General features: G+C 40.1%; 12 protein-coding genes and 1 riboswitch. Of the genes, 6 read left to right on the forward strand and 6 right to left on the reverse strand.

The genetic code is table 11. The annotated features are described in order from the left end of the window. The first annotated feature begins 320 nt into the window (after positions 1–320). The 3 genes from CWC11_RS13550 (at position 321) to CWC11_RS13560 (ending at position 3,320) form a co-directional block, all read left to right on the forward strand. On the forward strand, positions 321–1,379 hold the full coding sequence (locus CWC11_RS13550) for a S66 family peptidase (RefSeq protein ID WP_138683115.1): 1,059 nt from the start codon (positions 321–323) through the stop codon (positions 1,377–1,379). Positions 1,380–1,446: 67 nt separating this feature from the next. Then, a riboswitch (FMN riboswitch) is annotated at positions 1,447–1,634 on the forward strand. A 142-nt stretch (positions 1,635–1,776) separates the two neighbouring features. After that, positions 1,777–2,430, forward strand: coding sequence for a 3,4-dihydroxy-2-butanone-4-phosphate synthase (gene ribB, locus CWC11_RS13555; protein WP_138683142.1), 654 nt, complete (start codon positions 1,777–1,779; stop codon positions 2,428–2,430). 305 nt (positions 2,431–2,735) lie between these two features. Next, the gene (locus CWC11_RS13560; protein ID WP_138683116.1) at positions 2,736–3,320 is read left to right on the forward strand and encodes a class I SAM-dependent methyltransferase; all 585 of its coding nucleotides are present in this window, start codon (positions 2,736–2,738) and stop codon (positions 3,318–3,320) included. A gap of 505 nt (positions 3,321–3,825) precedes the next feature. Here the strand turns inward: CWC11_RS13560 and CWC11_RS13565 are convergent. After that, positions 3,826–5,334: an OmpA family protein gene (locus CWC11_RS13565; protein ID WP_138683117.1), complete on the reverse strand. Its 1,509-nt coding sequence runs from the start codon at positions 5,332–5,334 to the stop codon at positions 3,826–3,828. A 239-nt stretch (positions 5,335–5,573) separates the two neighbouring features. Here CWC11_RS13565 and CWC11_RS13570 point away from each other — a divergent pair, with 239 nt between their 5' ends. Both CWC11_RS13570 and CWC11_RS13575 read left to right on the forward strand, forming a co-directional pair. Beyond that, entirely contained in the window at positions 5,574–5,732 is a 159-nt protein-coding gene (locus tag CWC11_RS13570) for a VOC family protein (protein WP_249330742.1), read from the forward strand. 183 nt (positions 5,733–5,915) lie between these two features. Further along, on the forward strand, positions 5,916–6,080 hold the full coding sequence (locus tag CWC11_RS13575; RefSeq protein ID WP_232510967.1) for a hypothetical protein: 165 nt from the start codon (positions 5,916–5,918) through the stop codon (positions 6,078–6,080). Positions 6,081–6,170: 90 nt separating this feature from the next. Here the strand turns inward: CWC11_RS13575 and CWC11_RS13580 are convergent, their stop codons facing one another. The 4 genes from CWC11_RS13580 to CWC11_RS13590 all read right to left on the reverse strand — a co-directional run bounded on the left by CWC11_RS13580 (position 6,171) and on the right by CWC11_RS13590 (position 11,813). Beyond that, positions 6,171–7,061 carry a dienelactone hydrolase family protein gene (locus CWC11_RS13580; RefSeq protein ID WP_138683119.1) on the reverse strand — a complete coding sequence of 297 codons (891 nt, stop codon included), beginning with the start codon at positions 7,059–7,061 and terminating at the stop codon, positions 6,171–6,173. Positions 7,062–7,194: 133 nt separating this feature from the next. Next, a complete protein-coding gene (locus CWC11_RS22830; protein WP_171038431.1) occupies positions 7,195–7,362 on the reverse strand; it encodes a hypothetical protein in 168 nt (55 codons plus the stop codon). A 123-nt stretch (positions 7,363–7,485) separates the two neighbouring features. After that, positions 7,486–10,635 carry an efflux RND transporter permease subunit gene (locus tag CWC11_RS13585; protein ID WP_138683120.1) on the reverse strand — a complete coding sequence of 1,050 codons (3,150 nt, stop codon included), beginning with the start codon at positions 10,633–10,635 and terminating at the stop codon, positions 7,486–7,488. Next, positions 10,632–11,813: an efflux RND transporter periplasmic adaptor subunit gene (locus tag CWC11_RS13590; protein ID WP_138683121.1), complete on the reverse strand. Its 1,182-nt coding sequence runs from the start codon at positions 11,811–11,813 to the stop codon at positions 10,632–10,634. Before CWC11_RS13590 ends, CWC11_RS13585 begins: the two co-directional genes overlap by 4 nt. Positions 11,814–11,982: 169 nt before the next feature. Between CWC11_RS13590 and CWC11_RS13595 the strand changes: the two genes are divergently transcribed. Beyond that, a complete protein-coding gene (locus tag CWC11_RS13595) occupies positions 11,983–12,246 on the forward strand; it encodes a YkgJ family cysteine cluster protein (protein ID WP_058548899.1) in 264 nt (87 codons plus the stop codon). 376 nt (positions 12,247–12,622) lie between these two features. On the opposite strand, the gene CWC11_RS13600 is transcribed toward CWC11_RS13595, so the two are convergent. After that, a complete protein-coding gene (locus CWC11_RS13600) occupies positions 12,623–14,476 on the reverse strand; it encodes a TonB-dependent receptor plug domain-containing protein (protein ID WP_138683122.1) in 1,854 nt (617 codons plus the stop codon). Between the last annotated feature and the right edge of the window lie 51 nt (positions 14,477–14,527).

Raw genomic sequence — 14,527 nt, forward strand, 5'->3', positions numbered from 1 at the left:
CCATCCTCAAAATAGATCACTTAATTATGCGGATTGATATATTACCAACTCCAATAAATAGCTGATCTATTTCACTTGCTAAAACAACCCATTTCTTTGTTGTAAATTTCGTAAAGGGAACACCATTTACATTAATTTACGCCTAGAACTGAATTGTTTTTTCGGCGTAAAATTTAGAACACATGCTTAATGAAGTTGGTATAACAAAGGTATTCATATTGCATAAAGAGTGTACGTGTTGATATAGGTACATTACTTTTAATAACGCGTAAAACATTAATGTTGCGCACTGGAATCACTTTATTAAAAAGGAACACTCAATGGCTAATATACTTTACCCAGCGCCTTTAAAAGTAGGCTCTAAAATTGCTATTTGCTCGCTTTCATCTGGGCTAAAAGAAAAGTATCACGGACGATTAGATATAGTGATAGACGGATTAAAACACCGAGGTTACGAGGTAGTAGAAGGCGAATTTTTACGCCAAAACAAACCACGAGAACAACTTGATGCCAAAGCCCATGCACAGCAGTTAATGGGCTTTTTATTGGATGACGAAATAGCCGCGATTATGCCACCAATGGGCGGTGAGCTTGCAATGGAAGTACTACCGTTACTCGATTTTAATGCTATAAAAGCTGCAAAGCCTAAATGGCTGGTGGGCTTTTCTGATGTGAGTACCATAGCCTGTGCGTTAACGGCTAAATGCCAATGGGCAACACTTCATAGTGCTAATTTAATGCAGCTGCACCCCGATGAAACAAACCCCTATAGCTTACAAATTTTTGAAACTTTGACCTACGAAGCGGGGAGTAAGTTTGAACAAGGTCCTTCATCTTTACATCAAAAAACTAAACCAAATTATGCTCAAAACCCCAATGAGTTACTAGCACCTAGCGAGCCAACTCATTGGCAATGCTTAAACTCTACTGATAAACGCACGATAGAAATGTCAGGGCGCTTATTTGGTGGCTGCTTAGACACAGTAGGTTTATTGCTTGATTCCCCCTTTTTAGCATTGCACGAATTTAAAAAACACAGTGCATCAGAAGGGTTAATTTTATACCTCGAAAACTCAGAGCTTACGCCTACAACGGTTGCTCGGTTTTTACTTTCACTAAAGTTAGCCGGAATATTTGACGATATTAATGGCCTTATTTTAGGGCGAAGCGAAATCACTCAAAGCAATTACGACGCCTTTGATTACCGCCATGCGCTTGATGTGGCTCTTGGCGGGTGTTTGTTTCCGGTAATTTTTGATTCCGATATAGGCCATGTACAACCTAATTTAAACCTGGTAAATGGCGCTTCATGCTCGCTTATTGCTGATATTAATGAAGGTAAAGTACTTAAAGCATCATTAAATACTGAGCTTTCTTAACTTTTATTTTTGAATAACCTATAAATACAGGCGTATAATGCGCAGGCCGTAAACGCATAAGTTTGCGGTAAATTCTCAGGGCGGGGTGAAATTCCCCACCGGCGGTATGTTTTAATCAATACTTTTTTGACTAAAACGAGCCCGCGAGCGCTTTATTTAATTTATTTTACAATTTTGAAAAAGTTAAATGAAGGTCAAGCAGATCTGGTGAGATGCCAGAGCCGACGGTTAAAGTCCGGATGAAAGAGAATATAGCTTATTTCACTACGCCTAAATATCGCTTTTTGGCGTGTGTTTTTAATGCTGTTTTTTGGCAAAACATGCAAATTTATTTTGTATGGCTTTGCCATGCCTTTCAGTGTCCTGAATCTATTTATTTTTTATTTGGAATATAATGATGATTCAGTCTTTACTTACTCAATTTGGCGAAAGCCACACCCGTGTAGAAAATGCCATAGCGGCACTGCAACAGGGCCAAGGCGTGCTTGTTGTTGATGACGAAAACCGCGAAAACGAAGGCGACTTTGTATTTTCAGCCGAGCATTTAACTTCCCAACAAATGGCCGAAATGATCCGCGAAGGAAGCGGTATTGTGTGCTTATGCATGGATGATGAGCGCATTAAACAGTTAGACCTACCGCAAATGGTAACTAACAACACCAGCCAAAATAACACCGCCTACACAGTAACCATTGAAGCTAAACATGGCGTAACAACCGGTGTGTCGGCAGCCGATAGAGTAACCACAATTAAAGCGGCTACCGCCGACAACGCAAAACCGAGCGATTTATCGCGCCCAGGCCATGTATTTGGTTTAAAAGCGCAAACCGGTGGTGTACTTGTACGCCGAGGCCACACCGAGGCATCTGTTGATTTAATGCAGCTGGCAGGTTTAAAACCATTTGGTGTTATTTGTGAGCTAACTAATCCTGATGGCACAATGGCGCGTTTACCACAGGTAAGTAACTATGCTAATAAACACAGCATGACCGTGGTATCGATTGAAGACTTAGTGCAGTACATTCTAGCCCGCGAACTAAAAGTAAGCTAGTTCAACGGGTTATTTTGATTTAAGTATATAGCCCAACTATAAAGTTGGGCTTTTGTTATGCAAAAATGAATTTATTCTTCAGTTATAAAAGAGGTTTAAACATCTGCTAGCTAAATTAAACTAAAGGAATTACATTCATTTCAGTTTAAGTTCTGTCGCGGCTCAACGTTACTTCAATCGTTTTGCTTGTGAGTTGTTTAGACTTGCTACCACCTATTTAAACTTTGTACTATTCGTGGAATTATCGAATACATAAATTGGCTTTGTTAAAGCTAAATGCAATTAAAATAACTTTAGGAGGTTCTATGTGGGATGAAAGGTATAGCACTGATCAATACGCTTATGGCAAAGAGCCAAATGAGTTTTTAGCCCAGCAATATCAAAAACTACCCAAGGGCAAAGTAATAAGCTTAGCAGAAGGCGAAGGCCGTAACGCAGTCTTTTTAGCAAAAATGGGTTATGACGTTACTGCAATTGACGGCTCTAAAGTAGGGCTTGAAAAAGCGGCAAAGCTTGCTAAAGAGCACAATGTAAACATTAACCTTATACATGCCGATTTAGCAGAATTTGACTTTGGCGAAGCAAAATGGGATGCGGTCGTGTCTATTTATTGCCCTTTACCAAGCGCAGTTCGCTCAGCGGTATATAAACGCGCTGTAGAAGGTTTAAAGCCAAGTGGGGTATTTTTACTTGAGGCCTACACGCCCGAGCAGGTAAATTATAATACCGGAGGCGGACCAAGTGCAGATACTAAAACATCAAAAAGCAATTTAGAAGATGACTTAAAAGGCCTCAGCTTTTTGCATCTAGAAGAATTAAAGAGAGAAGTGTTTGAGGGCTCATACCACACAGGTTTAGCATCGGTCTTGCAGGCTATTGCTAAAAAATAAAGTGTATCTGAGAGCATAACGATAATAATAGGTCGCTATTCTGGTTTTTTATAAAACTGAGCTGCCGCTTGGCTCGTTTATTCTCAATTTACATCACAAAATAGGATAGTGTTTAGCGCTTTGCGTTGAAAGTACGAGCTAACCCCAACAGCCGAAACACTTAGTCTAACTGTAATAAAACTAATCGATGTAAACGATTTTGTATTTGGGCTCTGTGCTATTATTCGCAGCTTTCATAAGCAGATTGACTATTACAAAGTAATAAAGCGATTAGGCTGATTAGAACAAATAGTGCCAGTGTTTTTTGTCGATATACGCCATATTGCACCAAACTTAGGCTTGATGAATAGGGCTAGTTTTACAATAAATTTAGAAATTAATGAAGGTAAAGGTATTAACGAGGCCCTAGTTACCAAACTGAATTAGTTACTTTGATGGTACTCAATATTCTTCATAGCTTTAGGACGCTTGTTGTAGCGCCCATTGTGATGGTTTTTATGAGCGGTTAATTTTTCTTACCAGCTAATTTCTCAACCAATTCAACCCGCCTATTAAGCTCACGGCCTAATTCATTATTGTTTGTGGCAACAGGCGAGTAGGGGCCTGCGCCATGAGCGAATAACCTTGATTTAGATACACCGTAATTAGTGATAAGTGCCTTAACAACTGCATTAGCACGTCGCTCAGAAAGGTTTAAATTATACTCAGCTGATCCTTTATCGTCGGTGTGCCCAACAACATATAAACTTAGCTGTTTATTTTTATCCAACACTTGCGCAATAGTATCCAAGGCATGCTTCGATTCAGCTTTTATACTGGCTTTATCGTAATCAAACAAAACACCATATATTGATGCTTTCCCTTTTTGCGCTAATTGCTCTAATACTTTATCGCTATTAGTCTCGATTAGTCCGGTTAGCAATGGCTTAGTTTGTATAACCACTAACTGAATACGTGAATGGCCCTGATAATTTCCTATAAAAAATGCAGCGTATGTCGTTTGCTCATCAGTTGTCTTTTTCATAACCTGATAGCGAGGTTGCCCTGAGTAGTTATTAATTGATTTGACTGCTAACAAATCTCCTAACTGCTTAATATCTTCCCTGGTTTTTCTTTTATTTGTATTTTTACTACATGTATTTTTTTGGCACGAAAATACAGTTTCAAAGCCCTCTTTGACTAGAGCGCCTACATAATTATGATAAATTTTAAGAGAAGATACGTTATTTACTACATAGGTAATTTGAGTAAAGTCACCAGTCACATCAAATGTTGGGATTTGTTTTGTTTTTTTATTTACAACACCTACAGGAATGCTAAATTCTTCATAGTCTACCTGTTTAAAATCCTCAATATAACTGCCTGGGTAGCGACTGAGTAAAGGGTGATCTTGAGCGCCTTTTTTATCTTTATGTGGCGCTTTTGAGTTATTTTTATTGATTGGTTTGTTAAGAGCGCTTAGGTCGGCGGTTATCAACCCTGTTTCAATCTCTTTTATATCTATAGTGGTTAATTGTACACCCGTTGTATTTTTATATTGTCCTACATATAAAGCAACGGTAGCCTCAAGTTTGCTTTCGCCCTTAGTAGCATAAATATAATACGGGTTTCTAAATGCATTACCTGGGCTAAAATAGCTAGACTTTTCACCTAATCGCTTTTTATCTTCGTACCTATCACCTGAGTAACACGCATCTAATGAACACATATAGTTGATAGTAAAGCCGGCTTTTATAAGTGCTTCTTGATAGTTTTTGGTTACCTTTAAAGAAGCCACATTTTTGATGTCGTATGAGTAATGGTTTGTAGAGCCAATAAATGAGTCAAAAGTGAGTTGCTGTGCCTTTTTAGCGTTGCGATCAAAATTTGTAACAAGGCGAGTTTGCTCACCTTCTAACATAACTTTATTTTGTAATTTTGCATTAGGATAAGGTGATAGAAACGGTTTAGCTTGAATGTTAAATACACTGAAACCACAGGCAAAAATGATGACTAACCTAGTTATATATTTCATTAAAATTTCCTTTTTATATTGAAAGTATTCGCCGACTATAAAACAGCTGATTTTTAAAGTCATCCTACTTAACATTATAGTTTTACTTACATTTATTTTTTAAGCTAGCGCATTAGTACACTGCTTTTGATTTACGTTTACTTAGTGACGAGTGCTCAGAAAAATGAGAACCTAATTAAGGTCGCTTTCAAAAAAATAAATTGTTAAACCTGCTGCTTAAAATAACAATGGAGATATCAATGCAAATAGACGACATTAGAGTGTTTGTGCCGTGTAAAAACTATCAACAATCGTGTGACTTTTATCAGGCGCTGGGCTTTAATGTTGAGCAGGCATCAGCTGATTTAAGTATTGCAACATCAGGTGAATGTAGCTTGTTTTTATACCAATCGTGTTAAGTTATTAGGCATTTATAGCGACAGATAAATAGCGTGATAACAAGGCATAAATATCGACATGTAGTTGTTCTACATAAGAATTTTATAACGCTGTTAGCGCTCTATTTAGCACGCTAGAATGATTAAATATTTAAGTCGATTGGTATTAAGCGTTACTACAACCAAGAATTTGCTGAAAATTTAATGCTGCAAGTGTGCGTATTAAACATAAACGAAGCTTTTAACACTATTAGTAAGTTAACTCACTTTGATATTCGCTTTGAAGGGATAAAACAAGAGCCGTGGGGGAAAGTAATTTATTTATGGGGACCATCTGGTGAGCTATTACATATTACAGAGCTTAACTAACCAGAACTTACATAACCAAAATTTAGGCTAATTAACTTGTATAATGCCACCCAGTTTAAGCTGGTGGCATTACATTATTGTTAGCTTATATTAACTTAGCTTTTCATTAAAAAACGCTAAGGTTCGCTGCCATGCAAGTTCTGCTTTTTGCTCATCATAGCGCCCAGTAGAGTCGTTATGAAAACCATGGTTAGCACCATCGTACATGTGCATAGTGTACTCAACATTGTTAGCTTTTAAGCTTTTTTCATAATCAGGCCATGTAGCGTTAACGCGTTTATCAAGCTCACCTAATTGAATCATTAAAGGCGCCTTTATATTTTTGTGCAGTGACTCACTTGCAGGAGTACCATAAAAAGGCACGCCAGCGCTAAGCAAGTCACTATCAACCGCCGCTAAATAATTAACAATATAGCCACCAAAACAAAAGCCTACAGCCCCCAGTTTACCGTTACTATGTGAATGACCTTTTAAAAAGTGGGCAGCGGCTACAAAGTCGTTTTGAATTTTAGCTCTGTCCATGGTTTTTTGCATTGCGCGGCCTTCATCGTCATTACCCGGGTAGCCACCGAGAGGGAAAAGTGCATCGGGGGCAAAGGCAATAAATCCTTTTTTGGCTAACCGACGGGCTACATCTCTTACATAAGGGTTTAAACCACGGTTTTCATGGAGAACTAATACCACTGGCAGTTTGCCTTCTATTTTACTAGGGACTGCTAAATAGCCTTTACCTTTACCATGTCCGTTAGGCGAATCAAACTCTTCGTAGGTGGCTTTTATATCGTCATCGTTAAACGATACTTGCTCTGCAAACGCATAATTGGGCAGCAGGGCACTGGTCAGTACACTCATTGAAAACCCAAGTGCAGCTAAACCGCCAAGTTTTTTCATAAAAGTACGTCTGTCCATCAAGCCGTGGGCGTATTCGTCGTACCAATCAAAGGCTTCTTGAGGGATATGATCTGATTGCGGGGTATTCATGGCTGCTCCTTCCATTATTATTAGTTATGTATTGTTATTTATTACCATAACGTATTAGGAGTAAAAAACGAGCAGTTTATCTCTTTATTTATCGAACCTTTTTAATGTATAAAATTAGTTATTGAGTTTTAGCTTACCTGCCTGATAACCCTTCATCTACGCCTATTAAAAAGTCGAGCCCCACAAACGCGAACGATATTGCAACGGCGCCTAATAGCATTAAGTTGCGGTTATTCTTTTTGTAGCCCATTGTGGTTAGTACAGCAAATATAATAAATAGAACAAGTTGTATAAGTGGCATTGTTTAATCCGTTTTTTTCTGAAGGTCCATATAAGTACCTAATCTATCACCTGAAAATAATTTAAACAATTGATAAAAAAGCTCGGCAACTTGCCGAGCTTTATTGGTTGGGGGGAGGTTAGTTTAGCTGTTAGTAGGCGCTGGTTGGGCATCCACTTGTGTCGGCTTGCCACGCATTTTACGTACTAATCGCTTAGCGTCTTCTAGTGCTACGTATTGGCAAGGTATAAGTATTAAGGTAATTACCGTGGCAAATAGCACACCAAAGGCAAGCGATACCGCCATAGGAATAACTATTTTAGCTTGTAAGCTGGTTTCCAAAATAATTGGCATTACACCAATAAAGGTAGTGATTGAGGTCAGCAATATAGCTCTAAAGCGCTTAGCACCTGCTTGCATAACGGCCTGTTTTACAGCCATACCTTCTGCGCGGGCTTTGTTTACAAAATCAACCATAACGAGTGAGTCGTTTACGACTATGCCCGCTACCGCAATAATGCCAAACATAGATAGACCGCTCATGGTCATGCCTAATATTACGTGACCAAACATTGCACCTACTACACCAAATGGAATAACCGACATTATAATAAGCGGCTGCGAGTAAGAGCGAAGCGGAATAGCTAATAACGCAAATATAATCATCAGCGATATAGCAAAGTCGCGTAACTGCTCATCGGCGCTGTCCATTTCCTCTTGTACGCGCCCAGCCACATTACTTTTAACGCCTGGGTAGCTTTTAAGCAGCGAAGGTAAATAGGTATCGCGAATTTCTTGTGCAATAGCAAACGGTTCAACTTGGTCAGTATTTACCGCTGCCCATACATTAACGGTACGGTTTGAGTTTTCGCGGCGTATACGGTTTACACCATCTACTAGTCTAACTTCGGCTACTTCGCTTAACGGCACTTCTGCACCGGTTGGCGTAATAATACGCGCATTTTGAATATTACTAATTGAGTTGCGCTCGCTCTCTGGGTAGCGGATCATCACTTTAATTTCTTCGCCTTCGCGTAAAATACGCTGTGCTTCTAATCCGTAGTAACTAAAGCTTACTTGCGATGCAACATCCGCAAGGGTTAGTCCCATGCTGTAGGCCAGTGGTTTTAAATCAAGCTGTACTTCGTCGGTGGCACTTTGTAGTGAGTCGTTTACATCGCCTACACCTTCCATGCTTTGTAACTTAGCTTTTAATTTACCGGCTACTTCTTTTAACTCATCGGCATTTTTGCCTTGAAGTCTAAAACTTACATCGCCGTCATCACGTCCGCCACTAAAAATATTATCTTGAATATTAAGCGTTTTAACACCTGGTAGCGGTGGCATTTGGTCACGCCATAACGCGCTTAATTCAAAAGTGTCGATAGGGCGCAAGTGCGGCTCTACTAAAATAGCCATAATGTTTGCTTGAGTACGCCCACGTAGGCTTACCGATAAATCACGTATCATGCTTTGGCCGTATTGCTCTTTAAGTTCTTTATCTACTTTAAGTAAAACGTCTTCTATTTTACGGGCGGTTTCAAGTGTTGCTTGCTCTGAAGAGGCAAGGTTCATTTCAAGTGTAATACGCGGAAAGTCATGCGGTATTTTAGGGTTAGGCACAAACTTAACTAAGCCGCCTGCAAACATACCTGCACTCACTATTAATATACATAAAAAACCTATAATTACGGTATATCGATAATGTATACAATGGCCTATAAAAGGCGTGTAGTAGTTTTGTACAAAGTGTTTTAAGCCACTATCAACCACATTACGCAGTTTATGTAATGGGTTTTTAGGGTTTGGTTTACGCGGGTTCATAGCTGCAATATGCGCAGGTAATATTAGCTTTGATTCAATTAACGAGAAAATCAAACACAGTATAATGACCACACCAATGGCTTTAGAAAACGCAGCGCCAGGGCCTGATGCCATAGCTTGTGGCAAAAACGCTGCAATAGTGGTTAATACCCCAAAGGTTGCAGGCATCGCTACGCGCTTAACACCACGAATAACGTTATCAAGGCTATGGCCATGTTTTTCAATTTCGGCACTGGCCGATTCGCCCACGACTATGGCGTCGTCGACCACAATCCCGAGTACTATAATAAAGGCAAATAACGACACCATGTTTATGGTGATGTCTAAAAAGCCAATTGGCATAAACAAAAAGGCACCTAGAAAAGACACCGGTAAACCCATCATTACCCAAAAAGCTAAACGCAGCGGTAAAAACAGCGCCAGCACTATCATTACTAAAATACCGCCCCATACCATGTTGTCGATCATCATATCGAGTCGACCTTCAAGGTAGTAGGTTAAATCAACAATAGGTGAGAGCTTTACGCCTTGTGGAAGTTTTGACTGTTTTTCTGCCATGTAGCCTTTAAGAATTTTAGCTACATCGGTTATATCTTGATCTTTTGAGGCATCTACTTCAAACGAAAGTGAGTTTTTACCATTATATTTAGAGTAAAGTAGGCCTTCTTCAAAGCCATCGTTAATCGTAGCTACATCGCCTAAATTAATTTGTGCGCCATCGGCAAGCGTTATAAGCGGAAGCTTTGCAAATTCGCCGCCACGGTAGGCCTGCTTTTCAACACGCATTGAAATATAGCCTGTGTCAGAACGAATTTGCCCTGCCGACATATTGGTAGAAAAGCTTTGCACCGCACTTGATACATCTCTAAATGTTAGGCCGTATTCACGTAGTTTATCGGGGCTTATTTCTATGCCTATTTCGTAATCTAGGCCACTGTAAAAATCGACTAAGTTAACGCCTGGTAAGGCGAGTAGTTCATCTTTTATGTCGTTACCTAGCTCTTTAAGCTGGTAGTAACTCATGTCGCCATAAAGCGCGAGGATCATTACCTCTTGCTGAAATTTTTCACGTTGAATAACGGGGCGTTCCATCCCAGCCGGAAAGGTATTAATAGAGTCTACTTGCGCTTTTATTTCGTCTAGGGCTTCTTGTAGGTCGTATTTTTCTTCTATTTCTACCCATGCTTGTGAATAACCTCGGTTAGAGTAGGTTATTAAACGTTTTATACCCTCGGTACCCTCAAGGTTTTCTTCTATTTTTATGGTTATACCTTCTTCAACCTCTTGCGGGGCTGCGCCTGGGTATACCGCTTCAATACTCACCCAGTTACTTTCAAACTGCGGAAATGCCTGTTTACGAATTGTCAGCGCCGTTAAAAGCCCGCCAATAAGTATAAAAATCATAATTAGGTTTGCCGCAACTGGGTTACGTGCAAACCAAGCAATTAAGCCTTTTTCTGAGGTACTCATGGCGTATCCTCTTTAAGTGCTAATTGAGTTACATCGCTTTTAGGCTCATTGCCTTCTAGCTTAACCGCCATGCCTTCTGTTGGGTATTCAAGGGCAGAGGTAATAAGTTGCTCGCCATTATTTAACCCTTGGTCGGCTATAACCATGCCATTTTGCTCACGTACAATATTAAGCGTTTTAAAGCTAAGGGTTTGATTGTCGTTTAAAATAGCAATTTTGTTATTTTTAACTAAATGGTGCGGGACAATAATCGCGTTATCCAGCGCTCGCCCTTCAATTGTGGCGTTAATGTACGAACCAAAACGAAGTGGCTTAGTGTTATCAGCATACGGGGTAGGTAACTGCGCAACTAAATAGCTCATACGGCTGGTTTGATCAACAATCCCTTCACTACGTACCACTTTGGCTTGCCACGTAGTTTGCTTACCAGCAAATTCTGCGTTAAGCGTAACCAGTGCGCCAATACCGCCATTATTTAAATATTGCAGCTCTTTATCTGCAACCGGTAAACGTACCTCTGCAACTGCTGTCGCGCTAAGCTCACCAAATTTACTGCCTGCGCTTACAACAGAGCCTAAGCTAATAGTGCGCTCGTTAATAATGGCGTCATATGGGGCTTTTATGTACGTACGTTCTAAATTACGTTTAGTGCGTTTTACACGGGCTTGAGCAGATTTAAAACTTGCCATTTTTTCAGCAAGTTGTGGTTTACGTAAATAAAGCTCCGAGGCAATCGCATCGCTTGAGTCTGATTTAATACGTTCCCATTCGGCTTTAGCAACGTGGGCTTGTGCACGCTCTATTTCAAGTGCTGAACTTGCCTGTGCAAGGCCTGCTTGTGCTTCAATAAAGTCGGCTTCGTAATCATTTGGATCAATACGTGCTAAAATATCGCCTTGCTTAACAAACGCGCCTTCTACAAATTGCCCGGCTACTGAAATAACTTGCCCGCTTACTTGAGCAACCAGCTCGGTACGGTCTTTAGGTTTTACAACGCCGTACGATTTTACATCAAGCGTAATAGCATCAATGTTTACACTTTTTGCCGCAACCAGCGGGCGAGTGTCTTGCTCTGGTTTTTCTTCTGGTGGCGTTTTCATTGCTGAAAGGCCAATTGCCAGTGCAATCCCGGCAGCTAAAACCGCGACTGGTAGTAAAATTTGTTTTTTAGTAGCCACAAGGCATTCCTTCATATATTTGGTGACAAGGCAATAATACGCAATAAAGTGTTTACAAGGCGTTTGAAGATGTAACAAAGCATTACATGTGTGTATTATAAATAAACAATTGACTATGTATGGGTGAAAATACACTGCAAATTGCATAGTTTTATTAACTGAGGTTATTATGAAAACAGAGCCTATGACGTGTCGTTTAGGCTGCGGTGCGTGTTGCATTGCACCGAGTATTAGCTCCCCAATCCCAGGAATGCCAAATGGTAAAAAAGCCGGAGAGCGTTGTATTCAGCTAGATGAGCGTAATTTATGTAAATTATTTGGCGATGAAAGCCGCCCAAAAGTATGTAGCGATTTTAGCGCCACATTTGATGTGTGTGGGTCAACAAATGCAGAGGCTCTAGCGCTTATAACCGAGCTTGAGCAATTAACCTAGCTTACGAGGTTAATACACATATATTTACATTTATCTATTACCGAGTAATTTTTTTAATAATTAAAAGCTGCGCTTTTCACGCGAGCAAGCTAAGCGTCTACCGCAAATGTGCAGATATACGGTTGTTTTGTAGACGTGAAGCTTGCTTACGTGACAGGCGAAGCCTGTAAAAGTGATTTATTCACAAAGAGGGGAAGAGGCGCTGCGCTTTTAGAGGAAGAGATTAACTTTAAGTAATAGTTGGTTTGTGTTTTCTCATTTACTTCTTATTCGCTTCTTTTTGTACAATATTTTTTGTCTAAAATAACGCTTTTATAAAAACCACAGCGTTTACAAACCAAAATATAAATTGAGTTTGTAAACGCCGCTTTAATTTTTACCAACTATACGTTGCGCTTAACGTATATTGCTCACCGCGCCCAGGTGTACCTGGTATTTCTTCAAACGACTCATCCCATAAGTTGTCAGCCGCTAAAGTAATAAATAAATTGCTTAACTGAGGAGGGGTTATTTTAAGCGTTAGCTGGGTAAATAACGCGTTGTCGTGGCCGTTTCTAAGCGCGTTTTTGTGTTGTGTACGCCATTCGTTATCTATTCTAAATTCTAAAATATCAGTTGGGTTGTACACAGCGCCGAGTGTTAAACGGTGATCAGGAAAGTTTAACGCGTAAAAACTGGCATCAATATCGGCAGCGCCGTAGTTTTCTGATTTATGCAAATAGGTGTAGCTAGCAATAAGTTTTGCTGTATCAAAGTGCTTAGTCGCTAAAAATTCAACTCCTGCAGTATTAATATCAACTGGGTTTGCAAAGCGCGCAGAGGTAGAGTCAAAATTAAAGGTCCAATCGGTTAAGTTATTATCTTTTCGATAAAAAATAGCCGAGTTTAACTGCCAGCTTTGCTTTTCTAGTAATAAGCCTAGCTCTAAGTTTGAAGTCGTTTCGCGTTCAAGGTTGTAGTTACTTCTAAATAACCCGCCAGAATCGCTGCCGCCAATGGCTGTGTAGCCTGCAACTTGACTCGCCTGCGCGTACGATAAATAAAACGTGCGATCAAGACCTTTACTGTTTTGTGTATTGAGCGTTACATCGCCAATAAGTGACAGTTCAGAGTCGTCTCTATTTGTATCGTCAAACGCAGCACCTAAGCGAAATGTTAGTTGTTTATTACCCTCAAGTGCCATTTTATACTCTGGCAATACACTCACTTTGTAATAGTTACGCGAGGTGAAATTGTTTTCAAGCGTGGTCGATTCAATTGAATCGTCAATAAACTGTGCCGAGTAATTTATTGCCAGTGCATTGCTTTGTGCATGGCTGCCCGAAAGAGCAAGCGATTTAACCTCGCTTTTATGAAAAGCTTCAAATGCACTTGGGTTTTCGCGCGAGTAAATATAGTGATCGTCATGGGTACGGTAATACGCCGATACTTCAAAGTGACTGTTTTCAGCGTAGTTTTGCTTGTGATTAAGCATCCAAAGGCGTGTTTCTAGATCTTCAGTTTCGTTAACGCCAAAAGGGGTGTACAAGTTAGGCCAACCAAAAAACTTATCTTGCGAGCCATAAAATAAGTCGGTTTGGCTATGCTCGCTTGCTAATTGCACGCGTGCTGAGGCGCGCGAAAAGTCATGATCGCCATTATCAATAGTGCCATCACTTTGCGAGTGAGAATACTCACCTTCAAAGCCCAGGGTATAGTTAGCTAAGCTATCAAGTTGTGTGTTTTTAGCAGCGTGAATACTTTGCAGGTTAAAGTCATTTGTGCCAGTACCAAGCGATACACTACCGCCAGTAATAATTGGTTTCCAACCAAACGAAACTGTACCTACAGAGCTGTTCATACCGTACAGTGCGTTATCAGCACCGGTTAAAACATCTGGACCACTTAGCATTTGTGGTGCAATAGGTATTTCAGCAAAATAATGGCCAGATTGCGGGTCAAGCAGGGTAGCGCTTCCTACTCTAAAACCGGTATTTTCAAAAATCCCACCGCGAATAGTTACATCAGCTTGTGCCTCAGCCATATTACGCGATTGAAGATCAACACGTGGGTCGTACTCTAAATTAGAAATAGGCGAGTCAAATGTACCCACAGGCAGTTTATTCGCAGTAGGTGAGGCTTCAACCGTTATTTGCTCTATTAAATAGTCATCAGGTTGTGTATTAGCATAAGCAAATGGAGTAACGCTGCATAAAAGGGCTGGTAATATAATGTGTGGTGTGCGATTCATGTGTTTCTCGTCGTTTTTTATTTGTAGCTGCGGTTACAATTAATTTTAAAA

Source organism: Pseudoalteromonas sp. S3178 (genome assembly GCF_005886985.1).
In the GTDB taxonomy this organism is placed as follows: Bacteria; Pseudomonadota; Gammaproteobacteria; order Enterobacterales; family Alteromonadaceae; genus Pseudoalteromonas; species Pseudoalteromonas carrageenovora.